This window comes from Paracoccaceae bacterium Fryx2 (assembly GCA_032334235.1).
Taxonomy (GTDB): Bacteria; Pseudomonadota; Alphaproteobacteria; order Rhodobacterales; family Rhodobacteraceae; genus JAVSGI01.
Genome location: JAVSGI010000005.1, coordinates 1,769,764 through 1,790,608 on the forward strand (window position 1 = coordinate 1,769,764; position 20,845 = coordinate 1,790,608).

A 20,845-nucleotide genomic window follows, 5' to 3' on the forward strand; every position below is an offset into this window, starting at 1 on the left:
GCGCCTCGTCATCAGAAAGGATGGCGCCTCTTACGACGCAACGCGCCAAAGGACAACGCGTCAGAACAACCCCTCGACCTGCCCCGCGTCGTTCAGCCCGATCACCTCGGCCGAAGGCGCGCGCGGCAGGCCCGGCATCGTCATGATCTCGCCGCAGATCGCCACGACAAAGCCCGCCCCGGCCGACAGCCGCACCTCGCGCACCGGAATCGAATGCCCGGTCGGCGCGCCGCGCAGGTTGGAATCGGCGCTGAAGCTGTATTGCGTCTTGGCCATGCAGACCGGCAGGTGGCCATAGCCCGCCGCCTCCCATGCGCGCAGCTGGTCGTGGATGGTGTGGTCGGCAATCACATGCTCGGCGTGGTAGATGCGCTTGGCGATGGTTTCCATCTTCTCGAACAGCGGCATCTCGTCGGGGTAGAGCGGCGCGAAGTTCGCCCCGCCGCCCTCGGCCAGCTGCACCACCTTGTGCGCCAGATCCTCGATGCCCGCAGAGCCCTGCGCCCAGTGGCGGCACAGGATCGCCTCGGCCCCCTGCGCCGCGACATAGGCCTTCACGGCCTGTATCTCGGCCTCGGTGTCGCTGTGGAAATGGTTGACCGCCACCACCACCGGCACCCCGAAGCCCTTGACGTTGGCGATGTGGCGGCCAAGGTTCGGGCAGCCCGCCTGCACCGCCGCCACGTTCTCGGCCGCCAGATCGGCCTTGGCCACGCCGCCGTTCATCTTCATGGCGCGCACCGTCGCCACGATCACCGCCGCCGCCGGTTTCAGCCCGGCCTTGCGGCACTTGATGTCGAAGAACTTCTCGGCCCCCAGATCGGCGCCGAAACCGGCCTCGGTCACCACATAGTCGCCCAGCCGCAGCGCCGTGGTGGTGGCGATCACCGAATTGCAGCCATGCGCGATGTTGGCAAACGGCCCGCCATGCACGAAGGCCGGGTTGTTCTCCAGCGTCTGCACCAGATTGGGCTGCATCGCGTCCTTCAACAGCACCGTCATCGCGCCGTCGGCCTGCAGGTCGCGCGCAAAGATCGGCCGCTTGTCGCGGGTATAGGCCACCACGATGCTGCCCAGCCGCCGTTGCAGGTCGGCCAGATCGTTGGCAAGGCACAGGATCGCCATGACCTCCGACGCCACCGTGATGTCAAATCCGGTCTGGCGCGGAAAGCCGTTCGACACGCCGCCAAGGTTCACCACGATGTCGCGCAACGCCCGGTCGTTCATGTCCATCACCCGGCGCCAGACAATGCGGCGGGCGTCGATCTCCAACGCGTTGCCCCAGTAGATGTGGTTGTCGATCATCGCCGCCAGCAGGTTGTGCGCCGAGGTGATGGCGTGAAAGTCGCCGGTGAAATGCAGGTTCATCTCTTCCATCGGCACCACCTGGGCATGGCCGCCACCCGCCGCCCCGCCCTTCATGCCGAAGTTCGGGCCAAGGCTTGCCTCGCGGATGCAGATGATCGCCTTCTTGCCGATCCGGTTCAGCCCGTCGCCAAGGCCGACGGTCGTCGTGGTCTTGCCCTCGCCCGCCGGGGTGGGGTTGATTGCCGTCACCAGGATCAGCTTGCCCAGCGTCCGCCCCTCCAGCCCCTTGATGAAGCTCTGCCCGACCTTGGCCTTGTCGTGGCCGTAGGGCAGCAGGTCGGCGGCCGGGATGCCGAGGCGCGCGCCGATTTCCATGATCGGCAGCTTGGTGGCATCGCGGGCAATCTCGATGTCGGTCTTGAAGGCCATGTCTCTCTCCCTTGGGCGCTGGTTCGTGCCGCGCCCTTTTGTCACGCTATACCGGCCCGGCCCGTTGATGGCAGGGGAAAAACCGACATTCCGCCCGAAAAAACGCCACCTTGCAACGGGTGGCCGGTCAGCCGCGCCGTGCGGTCTCCAGATGCGCCCAGGCCGGCTGGTCGGGCACATGCAGGGTCACGCGCTGGCCAAGGCGCAGCATCCCCTCGGCCTCCACCCATGCCGTGACGCCGCGCCGCCCCACGGCAGCCGGCTTGAAGGTGCGGCCATGGCCGGGGTGCAGCGCCTCGATCTCGCGCGCGGGCAGCGTGCAGGGTCGGTTTTCCATGTCGACCACCAGCGTCGCCCCGCCTTCGGCCTGTAGCCGCGAAGATGGCGGGATGTGGCTGAAATCGGGAATGCCCGCGATCACCACGCCGGTGCCAAGCAACGCGGGGTCGAGCGCCGCCAGCCCCATCGCGGCAGCCATCGCCGCCAGATCCTCGGCCCCCATCAGGGAAAACTGCCGCGTGTTGCGGATCGGGGTGCCGCGCCTGTACTGCCGGGCAACGCGCGAACAGGCGGGCCGGGTCAGCCCGCCATGGGCCTCGCCCTCGGGCCCGGCAAAACCCGCGATCAGGCTTTGAACCGGCAGCGACGCCAGCGCCGCCTTGCGGTCGGGCACCAGCCCCAGCCAGGTGATCGTGCCGTGAAACCCGGTCGGCAGCAGCGCGGGCAAGTCCTACACCGTCAGCACGAAGAAACAGCGGCGGAACGGGAACAGCGCCGCCCCGTCGGCCAGCACGGGATAGGCCGACCCAAGCGCCGTGTCATAGGCCGCCAGAAACGCCGCCAGTTCTGCCCGGTCCAGCTTTTCCGCAATCGGGCGCAGCGCGGTGCCTTCGGTGAAGCGGCGCACCGGATGGCCATCGTCCACCGGGTCAAGCCATTGCACATAATCGGTTTCCCAGGCCGTCACCTGCCCCAGCGGGGCCAGCATCTGCCAATAGGCCACGGCAGGCTTCACCGGCGCCTCTTCATGGGCAAAATCGAAACGGTCGGGAAACATCGCCGCCGCAATGTCGCGCAGGAAGCGGTGCGAGGGTGCGTTGAACTGGCGCGGCATCTGCACCGCCAGCACGCCGCCCGGCGCCAGCCAGCCCGCCAGTTGCGGCAGCAGGGCGCCATGATCAGGCAGCCAGTGCAGCGCCGCGTTGGAAAAGATCAGCGCCGGCGCCACCTCGGGTTGCCATCCTGCCAGATCGGCCTCCATCAGGCTGTGGTAGGCGCCGGTTTCCGCCGCCTTGGCCAGCATCGCGGGCGAGGCGTCCAGCCCGATCCGCTGGCGGTCGCCAAACCGTTCGGCCAGCGCCGCACCGACCGACCCGGTGCCGCAGCCCAGATCGACCACCGCCCCCTCGGGCAGCGGCCCCACCTGCGCCAGCAGATCCAGTGCCGGGCGCAAACGCAGACCCCGAAACCTGGCGTAGGTTTCGGGGTCCCAGTCATGTGCCAGTGGTTCGGCCGTCACATTCAGGCCATCGGCTCGGGTTCCAGACCGCCATCGGGCTTGACCGCCCGCGGCTTGGTCTTCGGGATCGACGCGATCGAACTGACGCCGCCGCTGGAAGACCCGGCATCGTCGTTGCCCCCCAACTCCTCGCCCGCCACAACCTTGCGGATCTGGTCGCCGGTCAGGGTTTCATATTCCAGAAGCCCCCGCGCAAGCCGTTCGAACTCGACCGATTTCTCCAGCAGAATCCGGCGTGCCACATCGTAGCCCTCGTCGATCAGCGCCTTCACCTCGGCTTCGATCAGCGTCTTGGTTTCGGCCGAAACCGAGAAGCCGCCGGTGTTGCCCTGATAGCCCTCATGCGCCTCGGCATAGTCGATGTTGCCGATCTTGTCAGACATGCCCCAGCGCATCACCATCGCCCGCGCCAGCGCGCTGGCCTGCTGGATGTCGCCCGCCGGGCCGGAGGAAACGCCTTCTTCACCATACTTGATGATCTCGGCGGCCTTGCCGGCCATGGTCATGGCGATCTTCTGCTTGCCTTCGTCCTTGTGCATGTTCAGCCGGTCCATCTCGGGCAGGCTGACCACCATCCCGAGGGCACCGCCGCGGGGGATGATGGTGGCTTTGTAGACCGGGTCGCATTTCGGCATGTTGATGCCGACAATCGCGTGGCCGGCCTCGTGATAGGCGGTCTTTTCCTTCTGGTCGGCGGTCAGCACCATGCTGCGACGCTCGGCCCCCATCATCACCTTGTCCTTGGCATTCTCGAAATCGTCCATGGTGACGAACCGCCGCCCGACGCGCGCGGCGGTCAGCGCCGCCTCGTTCACCAGGTTCGCCAGATCGGCACCCGAGAATCCGGGGCAGCCGCGCGCGATGATGCGCAGATCGACATCCGGCCCCACCGGCACCTTGCGGGCATGAACCGTCAGGATCTTCTCGCGGCCCTTGATGTCGGGGTTCGGCACCTGGATCTGGCGGTCGAACCGCCCCGGGCGCAGCAGCGCGGGGTCGAGCACGTCCTTGCGGTTGGTCGCGGCCACGATGATCACGCCTTCGTTGGCCTCGAACCCGTCCATTTCGACCAGAAGCTGGTTCAGCGTCTGTTCGCGCTCGTCATTGCCGCCGCCCATGCCGACGCCACGCGCCCGGCCCACGGCGTCGATCTCGTCGATGAACACGATGCAGGGCGCGTTCTTCTTGGCTTGCTCGAACATGTCGCGCACGCGGCTTGCACCGACGCCGACGAACATTTCCACGAAATCGGAGCCCGAGATGGTGAAGAACGGAACGCCGGCCTCGCCCGCAATCGCCCGCGCCAGCAGCGTCTTGCCGGTGCCCGGCGGGCCGACCAGCAGCGCGCCTTTCGGGATCTTGCCGCCAAGACGGCTGAACTTCTGCGGGTTGCGCAGGAATTCGACAATCTCCTCAAGCTCTTCCTTGGCCTCGTCGATGCCCGCCACGTCGTCGAACGTCACCCGGCCATGCTTTTCCGTCAGCAGCTTGGCGCGCGATTTGCCAAAGCCCATCGCCCCGCCTTTGCCGCCGCCCTGCATCCGGTTCATGAAGAAGATCCAGATCCCGATCAGCACGAGGAACGGCAGCCACAGGCTGAGCAGCGAGAAGAAGCCCGATTGTTCCTGCGCCTCGGCGCGAACCTCGACCTGCTTCGAGATCAGGCGGTCGGTGATTTCCTCCCCCGCAGGCTTGATCGCCACGTATTGCGTGCCGTCCTTGCCGCGCACCAGCACCTTCTCGCCGTCCAGCACCACGCTGGCAACCTCGCCCTGGTCGACTCGGGCGATGAAGTCGGAATAGGAAATCGAACGCGAGGCGCTGGTGGTCTGGCCGCCGCTGAACAGGTTGAACAGCGCCAGTATCAGCAGGAACAGCACAACCCAGAATGCGATATTTCGTGCGTTACCCACGAATGTCTCCTTACGGTGTCGCGCGACAAAGGGCGCCGCAGCTTTGCATCTAAGATAGAGATATGTGACGGGGGTTCAATGCGATAAAGCGGAAAGAAACAGCCCTTCGGCATCGGGTTTGACCTGCAGGTGCCAGCCCTGCACGCGCCCTGCCAGGGGCGCGGCGACAACTGTGTCATTTCGCCACAGCGCAGGCGCAGCCAGCAGGGCGGCGCGCGGCCGCCCGGCGCCCCGCCAGTCGGGCAGTTGCGCAAGACCGCAGGCCCCCAGGGCCCGCACCTGCAAGCCGTTGGAATCTGCCCCCGAAAACTGCCAGCGGCCATCCCACAGCTTATCCGCCGGAGTCGCCAGATGCTTCACGGCCTGCACTTCGCGGCAGATGCGGAAGGCGCTGGTGCCTGGCAAGAGGCGGCAGCCATGCAGCGTCATCGGCTGTCGGCCGCAGGCCGCTGCGACAAAACCGGCCAGCGCGGCGGCCCTTGGGCCATATTCCGCCGATGCCACCCAGCGCAGCGCCCGTTCCATCAGGCGGCGGCGAATCTCGGCGGGCAACTCTCCGAACAGCGTCCGGTCGAACACCACGTCGCCGCCATCGACCCGGCAGCAGCGGCGCGCGGCGGCGCGCGTTGCCTCGTCCAGCGCCTGGCGCGCCACGGCAAGGTTGCGCGCCACCTCGGCCAGCGTCCCGGCGCCGATTCCCAGCGGGTCCAGCACCGCCAGCGCGGCCCGGGCCTTCACCCTGTCATGGCGCAGATCGTCATTGCCGGGATCGTCGATCCAGGGCAGCCCCGCCCCGGAAAGATACCGCCGCAGGTCGGCCCGCCCGACGCCCAGCAGCGGCCGCAGCCAGGCGATGCCATGCGCCACCCGGCAGGGCGCCATCGCGGCCAGCCCGTCCACCCCGGCCTTGCGCGCCAGCCGCATCAGAAAGGTCTCGGCCTGATCGTCGCGGGTATGGGCCAGCGCGATCCGCCCGATGCCGGTCGCCCGCGCCCAGTCGGCCATCAACCCGTAACGCGCCCGGCGCGCCTGATCTGCGGTGTTGCCCTGCCCGTCCCACCCCGTCCAGCGCAGGGTGACATGCGCCACCCCCAGCCCGGCACAGACCCGGCCGACAAACCGCGCCTCGTCGGCACTCTCGGCGCGGAGCCCGTGATCGACCGTCACCACATGCAACAGGCCGCGGTCTGCACCCGCCCGCACCGCCAGATGCAGCATCGCCATGGAATCGCCACCGCCCGATACGGCCAGCCCCAGCGGCGCGCCCGTCAGCACCGGGCCCAGACACGCCAGCAGCCCCGCGTCGTCTACGGACACCCCAGCCCCTGCATCGCCGCCTGCGCGTCGGTCGCGGGCTGGCTGCCGGGAAAGCGCACGCCAACCTCGGTCAGCGTCACGCAGGCTTCGGGCGTCTGCCCCAGCGTGCCCAGCGCCTGCCCCAGCTTCAGCAGCGCATCCGGGGCGCGCGGCCCGTTCGGTTCACCCGAAAAGCTTTCCAGATACGCCCGCGCGGCGTTCGAGGTCTCGCCCAGTTGCGCCAGCGCCTCGCCGCGCAGGAAATGCGCCTCGTAGGTCAGGGGCCCACCCGTATAGGTCTGGGTAAAGGTCGCAAACTGGTCCGCGGCGGTGCGAAAGTCACCCTGACCGAGCACCCCCTTGGCCCGGTCAAAGTCTGCCTGTTCGCCCACTGCCAGTTCGGCACCGCCCGTCACCGGGGCCTGCGCCGCCGGGGCCGCAGCCCCCGCACTCCCGCCCAGCGTCGCCGCGGGCGGCAGGGCGGCGATGTCGCCGCCCTCCAGTTCCACCACGCGGAACTCCAGATCCGCCAGCCGCAGCGTGCCGTCGTTGACCACACGGTTGATCCGCAGGTCCAGCGCCTCGGTCTTGGAGGTCAACGCCATCAGCGCCGATTCCAGCGTATCCATCCGCTGCAGCGCCGACCCGCCGGCCGCGCCGCTTTGCGCCGCGCCGGTGCTGACCAGTTCCTGCTTCAGGGCGACGATCTGGGCGCTCAGCCCGGACAGTTCGGCCCTGATGTCGGCCAGCGTCTGCGCCCGGTCCTGCGCCAGCGCAGGCAGCGGCAGGAACACCAGCACCGCGAAGGCGCGCAGCATCTTCATGGCCTCAGACCCCCGACCCCAGCGACAGCACCGTGACGGCGCGGCGGTTGCGCGAGTAGCAATCCTCGGTCGAGCAGACCTCGACCGGGCGCTCCTTGCCATAGCTCACGGTCCGCATCCGCGACGGGGCCACACCCTGCGAGATCAGGTAGTCCTGCACCGCCGAAGCGCGGCGCGCACCCAGCGCCAGGTTGTATTCACGCGTGCCCTGCTCGTCGGCATGGCCTTCGATGATGATCGCGTAGTCGCGGTTGGTCTGCAGCCAGCTTGCCTGCTGGCTCAGCGTGCCGCGCGCGGTGTCGGACAGGTTGTTCTGATCGACGGCAAAGAACACCCGGTCGCCCACCGTCGCCTGGAAATACGCGGTCGAGGTCGGATCGCCGAGCCCGGTCGTGCCGATGCCCCCGGCACCGCCTGCGCCGCCCGCGCCTCCCGCCCCGGCGCCGCCTGCGCCGTAACGATCAGGGTTGTTGCAGGCCGCAAGGCCGAGGACTGCCACCAGCAGCAGGGCTTTGGGAAAATACGTCATTCCGGGAATCCTTCTTGATCTTGGCATGATCTTGGCTCGATTGGCCAAAGCATAACAGGTTCGCGCCGCCTTGTGAATCGCGGCGGCGCAGCAAATTCAGGGCAGCAGCGGCGACCACGCGGGGTCCGAGGCAGAGCCTTCGGTCGGCACCTGGCGCAGGTTGCGCCCCGAGATGTCCACCGAATACAGCGCCGCGCGCCCGCCCTCGCCCGAGGTTTCGCGGGTGAACATGATCACCCGGCCATTCGGCGCCCAGGTCGGGCCCTCGTCGAGGAACGAGGCGGTCAGCAGCCGTTCTTCCGACCCGTCGGTGCGCATCACCCCGATATGGAAGCGGCCCTGATGCTGCTTGGTAAAGGCGATCAGGTCACCGCGCGGCGACCAGACCGGGGTGCCATAGCGGCCCTGCCCGTTGGAAATCCGCTGCGGCTCGCCGCCACCCGCCGACATGATGTAAAGCTGCTGGGTGCCCGAGCGGTCGCTTTCAAACACGATCCGGCTGCCGTCGGGCGAATAGCTGGGCGCCGTCTCGATCGAGGGCGCATTGGTCAGGCGCGACAGGGCACCCGACTGGCTGTCCACGGTGTAGATGTCCGAGTTGCCGCCCTGTTCCAGCGAAAACACCACCGTGCGGCCATCGGGGGCAAAGCGCGGCGCGAAGGTCATGGTGCCGGGCTGTTCATCCAGCGCGCGGGTGCGCAGGCTGCCCACGTCCATCAGGTAGATGCGCGGGAAACCCGACGTGTACGAGGTATAGAGGATGCGGTCGCCGGTGGGCGAAAAGCGCGGCGCCAGCACCAGCGAGTTGCTGTCGGTCAGATACTGCACGTTGGCGCCGTCGTAATCCATCACGCCCAGCCGCTTGGCGCGCTGGTTCTTCGGCCCGCTTTCGGCCACGAACACCACGCGGCTGTCGAAATAGCCGCCCTCGCCGGTGATGCGGGCATAGGCGGCGTCGGCCACCTTGTGCGCCATCCGCCGCCAGCTTTGCGTGGTGCCCGCGAATTGCAGCCCCTCGCCCAGCGGCGCGCCGGAAAACACGTCATAAAGCCGGAACTTGACCACGATCCGGTCGCCCGAGGCGCTGACCGCCCCGGTGATCAGCGCCTGCGCGTTGATCGCCTTCCAGTCGGGGTAGGAGACCGGCGCATCGAAGCTGGTCACGCGCGAGATGTGCGCGCTGGCCGGAATCTCGCGAAACAGCCCGGTGCCCGACAGGTCGGACGCGATCACCCGCGCAATGTCGACGGCATACTTGCCCGCCGCGGCGTTCTCGGCGATGAAATCGGGCACCGCGAACGGCAGGGGTTCGATGACCCCTTCGGTGATCTCGATCCGCAACGGGCCGGTCTGCGCCAGCGCCATCGGCATCGGCCCGGCCAGCAGCGCCAATACCGCAAGCGCGGGGGTGAGGGTTCTGAACAGGGTCATGGTGTCCTCATGCTCTCCGGGGTGACCGGCATCTGGGTGGCAGCGTGCCGGGAAGGGTTGGGTCGGAAGGGTGCCGCCGTCTTTGGCATTGCCGGGGTCTGATGGTCATTTGAACCGCATCCCTTCGGGGTTGAACACCAGTTCAAGCTCGCGCCACTGGTCGTATTTGTCTGCGGGCAGCGGAAAGCCCTTTGCACCGCACAGGATGATCGCCCGCCGCGCCGTCTCGAAGGCCTGCCGCGCGGCAACATCCGACCCGCCGGTGGCGCCGGTCATGGTGATCGAGCCGCGGTCCGGCACGCCGTCGCGCCCGACCGAGACGGCCAGCGTCACCGTCACCCGCATCGCGTCCGACGACAGCGCGCCGACGTTCCAGCATTGCTGCACCGCAACGCGCAGCGCATCCTTCTCGCCCGCCGACATCGGCGGCCCGACGGGCCGTTCCGACGGCCCGTCCGCCCCGCCCGTCGGCGCGGGTTGGGCGGCGGCTTCCGCCATGGCGGCGGCAATGGCCTCAGCCACGGCATCCCGTTCGGCGGCCGTCTCGGCCGGGGCCGGCGCGGCAGAAACCGCCTCGGGCACCGGCGTTGCGGCCTTCGCCGGGCGCGACTTCGGCCGCGCGCTGCTGGTCGGGGCAAGTTCGGGCGTGTCGGCGGTTTCGACCGCCTCGGTGATGATCTGCGTGCTGGCCTCGGGCGGGGCGGCGGCTGGCGTCGGTTCCTCGACCACCGCAGCTTCGGGCGCAGGTTCGGGGGTCACCGCCGGCGTGGCCTGTTCGGCGATCACCGCATCGGGTTCGGGGGCCGGCGCGGCCTCGGGGGCCACGCGCGGCGCAGGGCGCGGCTTGGGCTTCACGCTGCTGACCGGGGCGGGCAGCGGCTGCTCGACCTCGGCCGGGGGGGCCAGCGTCGGTTCCGGCGGCACTTCGGTCACCACCGGGGCGGGCAGCGGCTCGATCTCGGTCACGTCGGGCGCCGGGTCCGGTTCGGGCGCGGGCTGCGGCGGGGCGGGCACTTCGGGGGCGGGCGGCGGCGACTCCTGGGCCAGTTCCGGCTGCACCGGATCGGGCGGGGCCACCTCGGGCTGCTCCGGTGCCGCCGCAGCCCCCGGTGCCAGCGGCGCCGCCGAGGCCAGCGCATCGAACTCGGCCGACGACATCAGCGACACTTCTGTCACCGCCACGGCAGGCGGCTCGTCGAGCCGGACGAACCAGCCCCCGAACAGCACCCACAGGATCAGGCTCAGATGCCCGATGCCAGAGATGATCACCCCATTGTCCATAGGTGCAGACCTAGCCGCCGCTGCCGCCGAAGGTCGGCCCGTTGGTATCGGTCACGAGGCCGATGTTGCGGAACCCGCCCGCGTTCAGCGCACCCATCACCTGCGCCACCTTTTCATAGGCAATCGCCCCGTCGGCCCGCAGGAACACCTTGTCGCTGACCCGCTCCGACGCAATCGCCCGCAGCTTCGGGATCAGCTCGCCCTCGACCACCTCGGCGGTCTGGATCAGCAGACGGCCATCGGCGGTCATGGTGATCGTCAGCGGCTCCTCCTGCTCGGTCGGGATGGAACTTGCGGCGGTATCGGGCAATTCGATCGGCACGCCCACCGTCAGCAGCGGCGCCGTCACCATGAAGATGATCAAGAGCACCAGCATCACGTCGACAAACGGCGTCACGTTGATTTCCGACATCGCGGGCGAGCGACCCCGCCTGCGCCCGCGCCGACCACCGCCGCCCGCCGATTTGGTGACCCCCGCCCCCATCGCTCAGGCGTCCAGCTGGCGCGAAAGGATGGTGGCGAACTCGTCGGCGAACGCCTCGTAGCCGCCGATGATCCGCTCGCCGTCGGCATTCAGCTTGTTGTAGAACACCACCGCCGGAATGGCGGCAATCAGCCCGATCCCGGTCGCCAGCAGCGCCTCGGCGATGCCGGGGGCCACCGTCGCCAGATCGGTGTTCTTGGAAATCGCGATCTGGGTGAAGGAATGCATGATGCCGAACACCGTGCCGAACAGCCCGATGAACGGCGCGGTGGACCCCACGGTAGCCAGGAAGCTCAGCCCCTTGTTCAGCGCCTCGCTTTCCTTGGCGATCGCCACATCCATCGACCGGTCGATCCGCGCCTGCGCCCCCGCGATCAGCCCGCCGTCCTGCCGGTGGCTGCGCCGCCACTCCAGCATCCCGCTGGCAAATATCTTGCCCGAGGCCCCTTCGGGCTGCGGCCCGATCTTCTCGAACAGCTCGTCCAGCGGCTCGCCCGACCAGAAGGCGCGGTCGAACACCGCCGCCTCGTGCTGCGAGGCGCGGAACATCAGGTGCTTGCGGATGATGATCGCCCATGACCAGAAAGACATGACCAGCAATGTGATCATGACCAGCTTCACCGTGATCGTCGCACGCGCGAAGAGCGCCAGCAGCGAGAAATCAATCTCCTGCGCCATCGCAAGGGTATCCGTTTCCATAGGCCTGCTCTTTTTCTGGGTCGTTCTCGCGACCGTTCTTTGGGCTGATTCTATCCGGTTTTGAAGGGGAATGCCAACACATCTCTGTCAGGACGCGAAATCACGCCCATCCCCCGCCCCCTCTTTGCAGGGTGACAACAGGCGCCGCAATTCCCCCGGCAGCCGCTGCGCCGCCCCGCCGCGCCCAAGGCAGACCAGCGTCACCCGCGCCGAAAACAGCCGCTCCGCCCCGCGCAGAACCGCCTGATCCAGCACGATCCGCGCGCCGGTCACCGCCACCGGCGCGGTCTCCACCGTCAGAAGATCGTCGAACACGGCCGGGCGCAGATAATCCGCCTCGATGCGCCGGACCGCGAACACGATCCCCTCGGCCGCCCGCAGCGCGCGCTGGTCCACCCCCAGCCCGCGCACCCATTCGCTGCGCGCGCGCTCGATGAACTTCAGGTAATTGGCGTAATAGACGATCCCCGCCAGATCGGTGTCCTCGTAATAGACCCGAAGGGCAAAGCTGTGGGCCATCCCGGCACCCCCGAACGTTGCGGCCCGCCCCGGCTATCCCGCAGCCTGCCCGAAATCAAGCGCCGGTCACTCCAGAACGCCCGCCTCGCGCAACTGCTCCAGCCCGTCCTCCAGATAGGTTGCCACCAGCGGCTTGCCCAGCAGATAGGTGCTGACCCGCCCGGTATGGCGTTCCCGGGCCAGTTCCAGCGTCTCGGCCCAGGCTTCGGGCTCGGCATCGCCGCGCCCGATCCAGAACAACGCCACCAGCGCATCCTGCTGATCGTCGTTCATCGTCTCGATTTCCTGGGTAATCTCGTCCTGGCTCAGATCGCCCTCGGTCTGCTGCAATGCTTCCGGGATCGGATCGTCCGAGGCATTGCCGCCCAGTTCGGGGAAATCCATGCCCTCCTTGGCCATCACCGCCTTGAGCCGCAGCACCAGCGCCCCGAGTTCTTCCAGATCAATCGCAAGGTCGGCCATCGCAGCACTCCTCCATGGTTTTCGCCGTACCCGATCACACTCTGGCAGGCGCCGCACTGACATGGGTCAGCCCAGCCGTGCCGCCAGCCGCAGCGCGTGGCTGGCCTCGCGCGCCACCTCGGGCAGCACCGGGTCATAGCCCGCCCTAATGATCCCCGCGATGTCCGGCCGCAGGATCACCCGGTCCCCCGCCAGCGCCAGCGGCCCCTCGGCCGCGAAGGCCCGGTCCGACCACAGCACGATCACCTGCACCGCCTGCGCCAGCGCCAGCGTCTCGGCCGCCTCCGCCGCCAGATGCGCGTCCATTCGCAGGAAGACGAAGGCCGCCCGGATCGCGCCGCCCGCATCGAAGCGGAAGGCGCGGTACTGGTTCGCCCCCGCCGCCTCCAGCCGGGCGCAGATCGCCGCCAGATCCGGCACCAGCCGGTCCAGCCCCGGCACCTGCGGCAGCTCGGCCCAGTCGTGAACGAAGAACAGCATCAGGTTGGCGCCCAGTTCCGGGTCGGTCCCGGCCATGCGGTGCCCCGCCAGCAGCACGACCGCCTCGATCGCCCCCTTCACCACGCCCAGCGTCGCATCATCGACCCCGAACACCACCGGCACGATGGGCCGCCCCCAGCGCGCGAACAGATATTGCCCGTCCGCGCGGGTGAACAGCGCCTCAACCTCGTCTGCCGTCACATCGCCCCCCCGCGCAGCCCAGGCCCGCCAGCACCGCCGCCCCAGCCCCGATTACCCCCGCCGCCCCGCCCGATCAAGAGTCACGGCCCCCGCCCTCACTTCTTCTTTCCAAACATCCCCACCGGAGGCACCGCCCTCCCCCCGACCCGCCGCCCGGCGTCCCTCGCACCGCCCCCAATTCTTCTGTTCTCAAATATCCCCGCCGGAGGCACCGCCCTCCCCGCCAGAACCGCCGCCCGGCGCACCTCCCACCGCCCCCAATTCTTCTGTTCTCAAACATCCCCGCCGGAGGCACCGCCCTCCCCGCCAGAACCGCCGCCCGGCGCACCTCCCACCGCCCCCAATTCTTCTGTTCTCAAATATCCCCGCCGGAGGCACCGCACTCCCCGCCAGAACCGCCGCCCGGCGCACGTCCCGTCCCACTGGATGCGACTGTCCCCCAACAACCCCGCCGCAGGGGACGGCCGCCCCCTGCCGCAAGGCCGGCCTAGTTCTCCTGAATCGAGATGCCGCCCTCGTCGATCTTGATCTCGACCCCGGTCGGCTGCTGGCGCTCCTGATAGAGATAATAGGCCAGAACGCCGGCCAGGACGACCAGCGCCAGGATGACGATCTTCAGAACATCGGGTCTCATGGCTTGTATTCCTTTGCTTTGGGTCCGGCCTGCAACCGGACATCCGGGCGACAGTGCCGGGTGGACGCCGGGTGGTTGCAGGACTGATGGGGCGTGCCGCCCTTTGCGCCGGGCACGGCCCGACCGGGATCAACGCGCCAGCACGACGAATGGCAGCACCGGTTCCGCGCCAAACCAGAAACTTTGGCGAACCCTTGCACCGGGGCCACAGCGAATGGTTCACGAAACCTTGACGAAACAATCTTTAATGTTCCAAAACAATATCTTGCCAGGATTTTCACGCGTGGTATCAGCCCTCGAACAGATCGGTCTGCCCCGGCGCCCTCGGCGCCTCCAGCCCCAGATGCCGCCAGGCCCGCGCCGCCAGCATCCGCCCGCGCGGCGTGCGCTGGACAAGGCCCTGCTGCAAGAGGAACGGCTCGATCACCTCCTCGATCGCGTCGCGCGCCTCCGACAGCGCGGCCGAGATGGTTTCCACCCCGACCGGCCCGCCGCCATAATGTTCGGCAAGCAGCAGCATGTAGCGCCGGTCCGCGCCATCCAGCCCCAGATGATCGACCCCCAGCCGCGTCAGCGCCCGGTCGGCAATCGCCTGCGTCAGATGCCCGTCGCCCTCGACCAGCACGAAATCCACCACCCGGCGCAGCAGCCGCCCCGCGATGCGCGGCGTGCCCCGCGCCCGCCGGGCAATCTCGCGCGTGCCCGCCGGTTCGGCCGGTATGCCCAGCAGACGCGCACCGCGGGTCACGATCAGATCAAGCTCGTCCTCGGTATAGAATTGCAGCCGCGTCGGAATCCCGAACCGGTCGCGCAGCGGCGTTGTCAGCAGCCCCAGCCGGGTCGTGGCCCCGACCAGCGTGAAGGGTTGCAGGTCGATCCGCACCGTCCGCGCGGCCGGCCCCTCGCCGATCACCAGATCGAGCGCGAAATCCTCCATCGCGGGATAAAGCACCTCCTCGACCACCGGCGACAGGCGGTGGATCTCGTCGATGAAAAGCACGTCGCGCGGCTCCAGATTGGTCAGGATCGCCGCCAGATCGCCCGCCTTGGCCAGCACCGGCCCCGAGGTCATGCGGAAGCCGACCCCCAGTTCCCGCGCCATGATCTGCGCCAGCGTGGTCTTGCCAAGACCGGGCGGGCCGTGAAAAAGCGTGTGGTCCATCGCCTCGCCGCGCATCCTGGCGCTTTCGATGAACACCCGCAGGTTGGCCCGCGCCTCGGCCTGGCCGACGAAATCCTCAAGCACCTGCGGGCGCAGCGCGCGGTCGGCATCGCCGGGCAGCGCCTCGGGGCGCAGGGAGGGATCGGGCTGGCTCATGGCCGGAACAATCCCCGAACACGCGCCGCGATGCAAGGGGGAAGCGTCGGGTCCGGAAGCATCAGGCCCGGGGCCTTCAGGCCCAGGGGCCTTTGCGCGCGGCGCGGCTGACGCGCGGCAGGCGGCCAGAGGTTGCTGCGACCGCGCCCGCCCCCGTCTGGCCCGCCCCCGTCTGGCCCGCCCCCGTCTGGCCCGCCCCCGTCTGGCCCGCCCCCGTCTGGCCCGCCCCCGCCTGGCCCGCCCCCGTCTGGCCCGCCCCCGCCTGGCCGGCCATCGCCTGCAGCGCGGCGATGCGGTTCGCGGTGGCGGGGTGGGTGGCGAACAGGCGGTCGCGGGCGTGGGCGTGAAGCGGGTTGATGATGAACATGTGCGCGCTGGCCGGGTTGCGCTCGGCCGCCGGGTTGTCGATCCGCTGTGCCATCGCCTCGATCCGCCCCAGCGCCGAGGCGAGCCACAGCGGCCGGCCGCAGATTTCCGCGCCCAGCCGGTCGGCCTCGTATTCCCGGCTGCGCGAAATCGCCATCTGCACCAGCCCCGCCGCCAGCGGCGCCAGGATCATCAGCAGCAGCGTGCCGACAATGCCGCCCGGTCGGTCGCGGTCGCCGCCGAAGATCAGCGCGAAGTTGGCCAGCATCGAGATCGCCCCGGCAAAGGTGGCCGTCACCGTCATGATCAGCGTGTCGTGGTTGCGGATGTGGGCCAGTTCATGCGCGATCACCCCCGCCAGTTCCTCGGGCGACAGGCTGCGCAGCAGGCCGGTGGTGGCGGCGACGGCCGCATTCTCGGGGTTGCGCCCGGTGGCAAAGGCGTTGGGCTGGTCGGTGTCGATCACATAGACCCTGGGGCGCGGCATTCCCGCGCCATCGGCCAGCCGGTGCACCAGCGCCACGAAGTCGGGGGCGGTGCGCTCGTCAACCGCCTGTGCGCCGTGCATCGACAGCACCGCCCGGTCAGAGTTCCACCAGGTGAACAGGTTCATCGCCGCTGCCAGCACCAGCGCGATCAGCGCGCCGGTGCTGCCACCCAGAAGCGCGCCCAGCCCCATGAACAGGGCGGTCAGTGCGGCCATCAGAATGCCGGTTCGCAAGTATCCCATCGCAGCCTCCGTCGCAGGAACTGCCGATATGGAAACCTGCCGTCCCGCGCGCAAGACCCCTATTGGCGCGGCGCCAGCAGCTTCAGCGCCAGCCGGATCAGGGCGGCGGTGTCGGCCTCGGGTGCCTCGCCCGCTGCCTGCGCCACGGCCTGCGCCGCGTCGCCCTGCGCGTAGCCGAGGTTCAGGAGCGCCGACAGCGCATCGGCGGTATAGCCCGCCCGCGCCTGCGCCGGGCCGGGCTTCACGGCGGTCGGCTTGCGGGTCGGGCGCTGGGGCGCGACCTCGATCACCTCGTCGGCCTCGGCCGGGGCCGAAAGGCTGGCCCCCATCGCCATCACCGACCCGACCTTCGACTTCAGTTCCAGCACCACGCGCTGCGCGATCTTGGGCCCAACGCCCGGTGCGGCCTGAATCGCGCGCACATCGGCCAGCATGATCGCCCGCGCAACGCCTTCCGGCCCCAGCGTGCCGAGGATGGCCATCGCGGCCTTGGCCCCCACGCCCTGCACAGTGACCAGCAGGCGGTGCCACTCCTTTTCCAGCATGGTCGGAAAGCCGAACAGTTGCAGCAGATCCTCGCGCACGAGGAGTTCGGTATAAAGCGCCACCGCCTCGCCGACCGGGGGCAGGCCCGCCAGCGTGCGGTCGGACACATGCACGATATACCCAACGCCGCGCACGTCGATCAGCACATGGTCGGACCCGCGATGGTCAAGCCGCCCCGAAAGCTTGCCGATCATCCCGCTACCCGCACACTGTCGGCCTTGCGCAGCGCCGCCTGCATCCGGCCCGCCGACTGCACATGATGGGCATGGCAGATCGCCACCGCCAGCGCGTCTGCGGCATCAGGCCCCGCGATCACCACGCCGGGCAGGTGCAGCCGAACCATGTGGTCCACCTGCACCTTGGCGGCATGGCCGACGCCGACGACGGTCTTCTTCACCGCGTTCGGGGCGTATTCGCCAACCGCGATCCCGGCCTGGGCCGGCACCAGCAGCGCAATGCCGCGCGCCTGCCCCAGCTTCAGCGTCGCCACCGCATCCTTGTTGACGAAAGTGTGTTCGACGGCCGCCGTGTCGGGCGCGTAAAGCGCCACCACCGCCGAAAGCTGGGTATGCAGGCTGAGCAAACGCTGTGCCAGGTCGCCCGCATCCTCGGCCCCCGGGGCCGAATGGCAGATGCCGTTTGCGACATGGGTGAGTCGCGACCCCGCAACGTCGATCACCCCCCAGCCCAGGTTTCGCAACCCGGGGTCGATCCCCAAAACCCGCATCTCTGCCCCTTTTCTTGTTTTCCCTGATCTAGCACGAAAGGGGAACATCAGCCAACCGATTTTCCCCCTTGCCGGAATCCCGCCGCGCGGATAGACACGCCGCCGAAAACCGACGCGTCCCCCATGGAAAGCGACGCTTTTCCGGCCCCCCGGGTGGCCCACCAAATCATGGCAGGATTGCGGCAGGGAGCCATGCGTTTCCTGCATCACGGACATGCTGCACCGCAGCTTGCGGCCCGCACGGCGCCGGATTATCTGGCTATTGAGAAGCAGCAATGCTCGCCCAATGAGCAGTTTATGAAAAGGATCACCGCCATGGCCGCCACTGAGACGACCCGCCCGGCGCCGTTCGGCGCTATCGCCACTTACCACTTCATCCAGTCGATCAGCAACGTGTTCGCCTCGATCGCCGCCTGGAACGACGCCCGCGTGACGCGCAACGCGCTTGGCAAGCTGTCGGACCGCGAACTGGACGACATCGGCCTGTGCCGCGGCGACATCGACCAGCTGGGCTCGATCACCCGCTGAATGCCGCCGCCCGTCCGGGGAGCCTGCCCCGGACATGCCAAAGGCCGCGCCCCCCGTGGGACGCGGCCTTTCCATTTGCGCCACCCGCATCGCACCCGCGCTCACGCCCCCGGGGCCGCCAGCAGCACCACCCGGACCGCGAGCAGCGCCACCCGGTCGGCCACCCACAGAGTGACCGGATCGGCCTGCATCAGGATGCCGCCCAGCCGGTCGAACCCCTCGCCCGCCCGCAACTGCTCGACGCGCGCTTCGTAAAGGGTGGGGCCGACCTTGTAGAGCATGACCCCCTTCAGCGCAAAGGCCGCGCAGGTCAGGAACAGGACGGGCATCAGCCACGACCGCCGCCTGGGTTGCCTGATGAAAAAGGCGCGGCCCAGCGTGCCTTCCGCCTCGTGGCCGAAGCCGCCGGCGCGGGCCGTCTCGATCCGCGCGACGCGATTGTGGAAATCAACCAGATTTGGGTCGGCCATCGCCACACTCCAACACCATAAACGCCCCCGACATGGGGAAACTACGGTGGGAATCTGGCGATTCTGAGGCAGATCGCCTCAGGTGCGGCGCAGCACCAGCGTGGCCCATTCACCGATGTCGTCCCGGCTTTCCAGCGTGAAGCCGGAGGCTACGTAGGCGGCCGTCACCGCCTCGGCCTGCACCACCAGCAGGCCCGACAGGATCACCAGACCGCCGGGGGCGACATGGGCGGCCATGTCGGGCGCAAGCTCGATCAGCGGGCCTTTCAGGATGTTGGCGAACACCAGATCGAAAGGCGCCGCTTCCTTCAGCACGGGGTGGGCAAAGCCTGCCGCCTCGACGCAGGTCAGCCGCCCCTCCAGCCCGTTGATCGAGACGTTGGCCTGCGCCACGTCAACCGCCACCTGATCGATATCCGACGCGATGATCAGCGCATCGGGCAGCACCGCCGCCGCGGCCATTGCCAGCACGGCGGTGCCGCAGCCGATGTCGGCCACCCTTGCCGGGGCAAACCCCGCCAGCGCCAGCCGGTCGAAGGCGCGCAGGCAGCCGAGCGTGGTGCCGTGGTGGCCGGTGCCGAAGGCCACCGTCGCCTCGATCATCAGCCCGATCCGGCCTTCGGGAACCTTGCCCGCGTCATGGCTGCCATAGACGAAGAACCGCCCGGCATCGACCGGCGACAACTCGCGCCGCACCTTGGCGACCCAGTCGATCTCGGGCAGTTCGGAAAGCGCGAAGGGCGCGGCCCCGTAGGCTGCCGCGAGGATCGCCAGCGCGATGTCGTCGGGGGTTTCGAGGAAATAGGCGCCAACCTCCCACAGGCCAGAGCCGTCCTCGATCTCGAACACGCCGACGCCGGTCGGTTCGGGGGTCAGGCGTTCCAGCGCCTCGGCCAGATCCTCGGCGGCGTCCTGTCCGGGCAGGGTGGTCAGGGCGGTGTAGGTCGGCATGGCGGCATCCTTGATGGGGTTGAGGCCGGATAGCCCCGCCCCCTGCCCGCGTCAAGCGCGGCCGATGTCAGCGCATCAGGGCCAGCGCCAGTTTCGGCAGCCGCGACGGGATGTCGGCATAATACATCTCGCCCGCCAACAGCTGCATGTGGCGCCGCTGCATTCCGGGCTGGCGGGCGATAAGGTCCAGCCCGCGCCGCTGCAAAAGCGGATGATAGACCAGCGACCGCGCCAGCCGCGCCCGCGCCAGTTCGCGCTGCAACGGGCGCAGGGCATGGGCATAGGCGGCAAACGCCGTGTGAGGGCGGCCCGCCGCCAGCGCCTCGGCCGCCGCCAGCGCCGCCAGTTGCCCGGACCGCATCGCCCAGGCGATGCCCTCGCCGGTCAGCGGATCGACCATCCCCGCCGCATCGCCCGCCAGCAGCACCGCGCCCCGCCCCGGCGCGGGGCGCGGGTCGCCGAACGGCAGGAAGGCCCCCTTGATCCGGCAGGCGCCGGGGTCGATGCCGTGCCGCGCCAGCAGCATGTCCAGCCGCGCCCGCAGGTCGGGGTTGCGGCGATGCACCCCGCCCACGCCCAGCGTCAGCCCGCCCCGCTTGGGAAAGGCCCAGCCATAGCCCCAGTCGGCGGCGGTCATGTCCAGTTCCAGCACCGGGTCGGGGTCGGCTGCGGAACTTCGACCTCCAGCGCAAAGCCGATGCGGTCCGGGTGAAACGCCCTGCCGTGCAGGGCACGCGCCACCGGGCTCGCCGCACCATCGGCCCCGATCACCACCCGGCCCTGCAGCGTGCCAGCCGCCAGTTCCACCCGCCCGGCGTCGAGATCCAGCGACAGGATGCGCTGGCCGCAGAAGTCCTCGGCCCCCGCCGCCACCGCCTGATCGCGCAGGAAGGCGTCGAAGACGTGCCGCATCACCAGATGCAGCGGCGTCACGTGATCAAGTTCGCCCAGCAGGCGCTCCCCGGCCATGATCCGCACCCGGCGGACCGTCAGCGCCATATCGGCGGGAATGCCGGCCCCGAACACCTCGCGCAGATGGCGCAGACCGCGCCCGCTGACTGCCCCGCCGCAGAGCTTGTCGCGCGGAAACCTTGCCTTGTCGATCAGCGCGACCGAAAGCCCCGCCGTGCGGGCCGCGGCAGACCCGGCAGGCCCGGCCCCGACCACGATCACGTCATGGGTGGGGCCGGTTGCCAATCG

At 69.0% G+C, this 20,845-nt stretch carries 24 protein-coding genes; 1 reads left to right on the plus strand and 23 read right to left on the minus strand.

What is annotated here, in order from left to right; all coding sequences use genetic code 11:
• Positions 1–60 precede the first annotated feature (60 nt).
• The 19 genes from RNZ50_17785 to ruvC form a co-directional block, all read right to left on the minus strand.
• A complete protein-coding gene (locus RNZ50_17785; protein MDT8856847.1) occupies positions 61–1,737 on the minus strand; it encodes a formate--tetrahydrofolate ligase in 1,677 nt (558 codons plus the stop codon).
• A gap of 127 nt (positions 1,738–1,864) precedes the next feature.
• Complete coding sequence (locus RNZ50_17790; GenBank protein MDT8856848.1) at positions 1,865–2,464, minus strand: sulfurase; 600 nt, start codon at positions 2,462–2,464, stop codon at positions 1,865–1,867.
• Positions 2,465–2,467: 3 nt separating this feature from the next.
• Positions 2,468–3,256, minus strand: a complete 789-nt coding sequence (locus RNZ50_17795; GenBank protein ID MDT8856849.1) for a methyltransferase domain-containing protein — start codon at positions 3,254–3,256, stop codon at positions 2,468–2,470.
• A gap of 2 nt (positions 3,257–3,258) precedes the next feature.
• Positions 3,259–5,169, minus strand: a complete 1,911-nt coding sequence (gene ftsH / locus RNZ50_17800) for an ATP-dependent zinc metalloprotease FtsH (protein MDT8856850.1) — start codon at positions 5,167–5,169, stop codon at positions 3,259–3,261.
• Between the two features lie 75 nt (positions 5,170–5,244).
• Positions 5,245–6,486 carry a tRNA lysidine(34) synthetase TilS gene (tilS, locus tag RNZ50_17805; GenBank protein ID MDT8856851.1) on the minus strand — a complete coding sequence of 414 codons (1,242 nt, stop codon included), beginning with the start codon at positions 6,484–6,486 and terminating at the stop codon, positions 5,245–5,247.
• Positions 6,477–7,289 carry a tol-pal system protein YbgF gene (gene ybgF, locus RNZ50_17810; GenBank protein ID MDT8856852.1) on the minus strand — a complete coding sequence of 271 codons (813 nt, stop codon included), beginning with the start codon at positions 7,287–7,289 and terminating at the stop codon, positions 6,477–6,479. The genes tilS and ybgF overlap by 10 nt, the downstream gene beginning before the upstream one ends.
• 4 nt (positions 7,290–7,293) lie before the next feature.
• On the minus strand, positions 7,294–7,818 hold the full coding sequence (pal, locus tag RNZ50_17815) for a peptidoglycan-associated lipoprotein Pal (protein ID MDT8856853.1): 525 nt from the start codon (positions 7,816–7,818) through the stop codon (positions 7,294–7,296).
• A 96-nt stretch (positions 7,819–7,914) separates the two neighbouring features.
• Complete coding sequence (gene tolB, locus RNZ50_17820; protein ID MDT8856854.1) at positions 7,915–9,249, minus strand: Tol-Pal system beta propeller repeat protein TolB; 1,335 nt, start codon at positions 9,247–9,249, stop codon at positions 7,915–7,917.
• A gap of 105 nt (positions 9,250–9,354) precedes the next feature.
• On the minus strand, positions 9,355–10,530 hold the full coding sequence (locus tag RNZ50_17825) for a cell envelope biogenesis protein TolA (protein MDT8856855.1): 1,176 nt from the start codon (positions 10,528–10,530) through the stop codon (positions 9,355–9,357).
• Positions 10,531–10,540: 10 nt separating this feature from the next.
• Complete coding sequence (gene tolR, locus RNZ50_17830) at positions 10,541–11,014, minus strand: protein TolR (GenBank protein MDT8856856.1); 474 nt, start codon at positions 11,012–11,014, stop codon at positions 10,541–10,543.
• A 3-nt stretch (positions 11,015–11,017) separates the two neighbouring features.
• Complete coding sequence (gene tolQ, locus RNZ50_17835; GenBank protein MDT8856857.1) at positions 11,018–11,713, minus strand: protein TolQ; 696 nt, start codon at positions 11,711–11,713, stop codon at positions 11,018–11,020.
• Between the two features lie 87 nt (positions 11,714–11,800).
• Entirely contained in the window at positions 11,801–12,232 is a 432-nt protein-coding gene (gene ybgC / locus RNZ50_17840) for a tol-pal system-associated acyl-CoA thioesterase (protein MDT8856858.1), read from the minus strand.
• A 66-nt stretch (positions 12,233–12,298) separates the two neighbouring features.
• Positions 12,299–12,694 (minus strand): DUF3775 domain-containing protein, encoded by a 396-nt coding sequence (locus RNZ50_17845; protein ID MDT8856859.1) that lies wholly within the window; start codon positions 12,692–12,694, stop codon positions 12,299–12,301.
• 66 nt (positions 12,695–12,760) lie between these two features.
• Positions 12,761–13,375 (minus strand): hypothetical protein, encoded by a 615-nt coding sequence (locus RNZ50_17850; protein ID MDT8856860.1) that lies wholly within the window; start codon positions 13,373–13,375, stop codon positions 12,761–12,763.
• A 487-nt stretch (positions 13,376–13,862) separates the two neighbouring features.
• On the minus strand, positions 13,863–14,009 hold the full coding sequence (locus RNZ50_17855; GenBank protein MDT8856861.1) for a hypothetical protein: 147 nt from the start codon (positions 14,007–14,009) through the stop codon (positions 13,863–13,865).
• A gap of 289 nt (positions 14,010–14,298) precedes the next feature.
• Positions 14,299–15,327: a Holliday junction branch migration DNA helicase RuvB gene (gene ruvB, locus RNZ50_17860; protein MDT8856862.1), complete on the minus strand. Its 1,029-nt coding sequence runs from the start codon at positions 15,325–15,327 to the stop codon at positions 14,299–14,301.
• A 76-nt stretch (positions 15,328–15,403) separates the two neighbouring features.
• Positions 15,404–16,423 (minus strand): zinc metalloprotease HtpX, encoded by a 1,020-nt coding sequence (htpX, locus tag RNZ50_17865; protein MDT8856863.1) that lies wholly within the window; start codon positions 16,421–16,423, stop codon positions 15,404–15,406.
• A 59-nt stretch (positions 16,424–16,482) separates the two neighbouring features.
• Positions 16,483–17,163 carry a Holliday junction branch migration protein RuvA gene (gene ruvA / locus RNZ50_17870; protein MDT8856864.1) on the minus strand — a complete coding sequence of 227 codons (681 nt, stop codon included), beginning with the start codon at positions 17,161–17,163 and terminating at the stop codon, positions 16,483–16,485.
• Complete coding sequence (gene ruvC / locus RNZ50_17875) at positions 17,160–17,696, minus strand: crossover junction endodeoxyribonuclease RuvC (protein MDT8856865.1); 537 nt, start codon at positions 17,694–17,696, stop codon at positions 17,160–17,162. The genes ruvA and ruvC overlap by 4 nt, the downstream gene beginning before the upstream one ends.
• Positions 17,697–18,011: 315 nt before the next feature.
• Between ruvC and RNZ50_17880 the strand changes: the two genes are divergently transcribed.
• A complete protein-coding gene (locus tag RNZ50_17880) occupies positions 18,012–18,224 on the plus strand; it encodes a DUF1127 domain-containing protein (protein ID MDT8856866.1) in 213 nt (70 codons plus the stop codon).
• Positions 18,225–18,325: 101 nt separating this feature from the next.
• On the opposite strand, the gene RNZ50_17885 is transcribed toward RNZ50_17880, so the two are convergent.
• The 4 genes from RNZ50_17885 to RNZ50_17900 form a co-directional block, all read right to left on the minus strand.
• Positions 18,326–18,694, minus strand: a complete 369-nt coding sequence (locus tag RNZ50_17885; protein MDT8856867.1) for a hypothetical protein — start codon at positions 18,692–18,694, stop codon at positions 18,326–18,328.
• Positions 18,695–18,772: 78 nt separating this feature from the next.
• The gene (locus tag RNZ50_17890; protein MDT8856868.1) at positions 18,773–19,645 is read right to left on the minus strand and encodes a 50S ribosomal protein L11 methyltransferase; all 873 of its coding nucleotides are present in this window, start codon (positions 19,643–19,645) and stop codon (positions 18,773–18,775) included.
• Between the two features lie 67 nt (positions 19,646–19,712).
• Positions 19,713–20,282, minus strand: coding sequence for a hypothetical protein (locus RNZ50_17895; GenBank protein ID MDT8856869.1), 570 nt, complete (start codon positions 20,280–20,282; stop codon positions 19,713–19,715).
• On the minus strand, positions 20,279–20,842 hold the full coding sequence (locus RNZ50_17900; protein ID MDT8856870.1) for an FAD-dependent monooxygenase: 564 nt from the start codon (positions 20,840–20,842) through the stop codon (positions 20,279–20,281). Before RNZ50_17900 ends, RNZ50_17895 begins: the two co-directional genes overlap by 4 nt.
• Positions 20,843–20,845 lie beyond the last annotated feature (3 nt).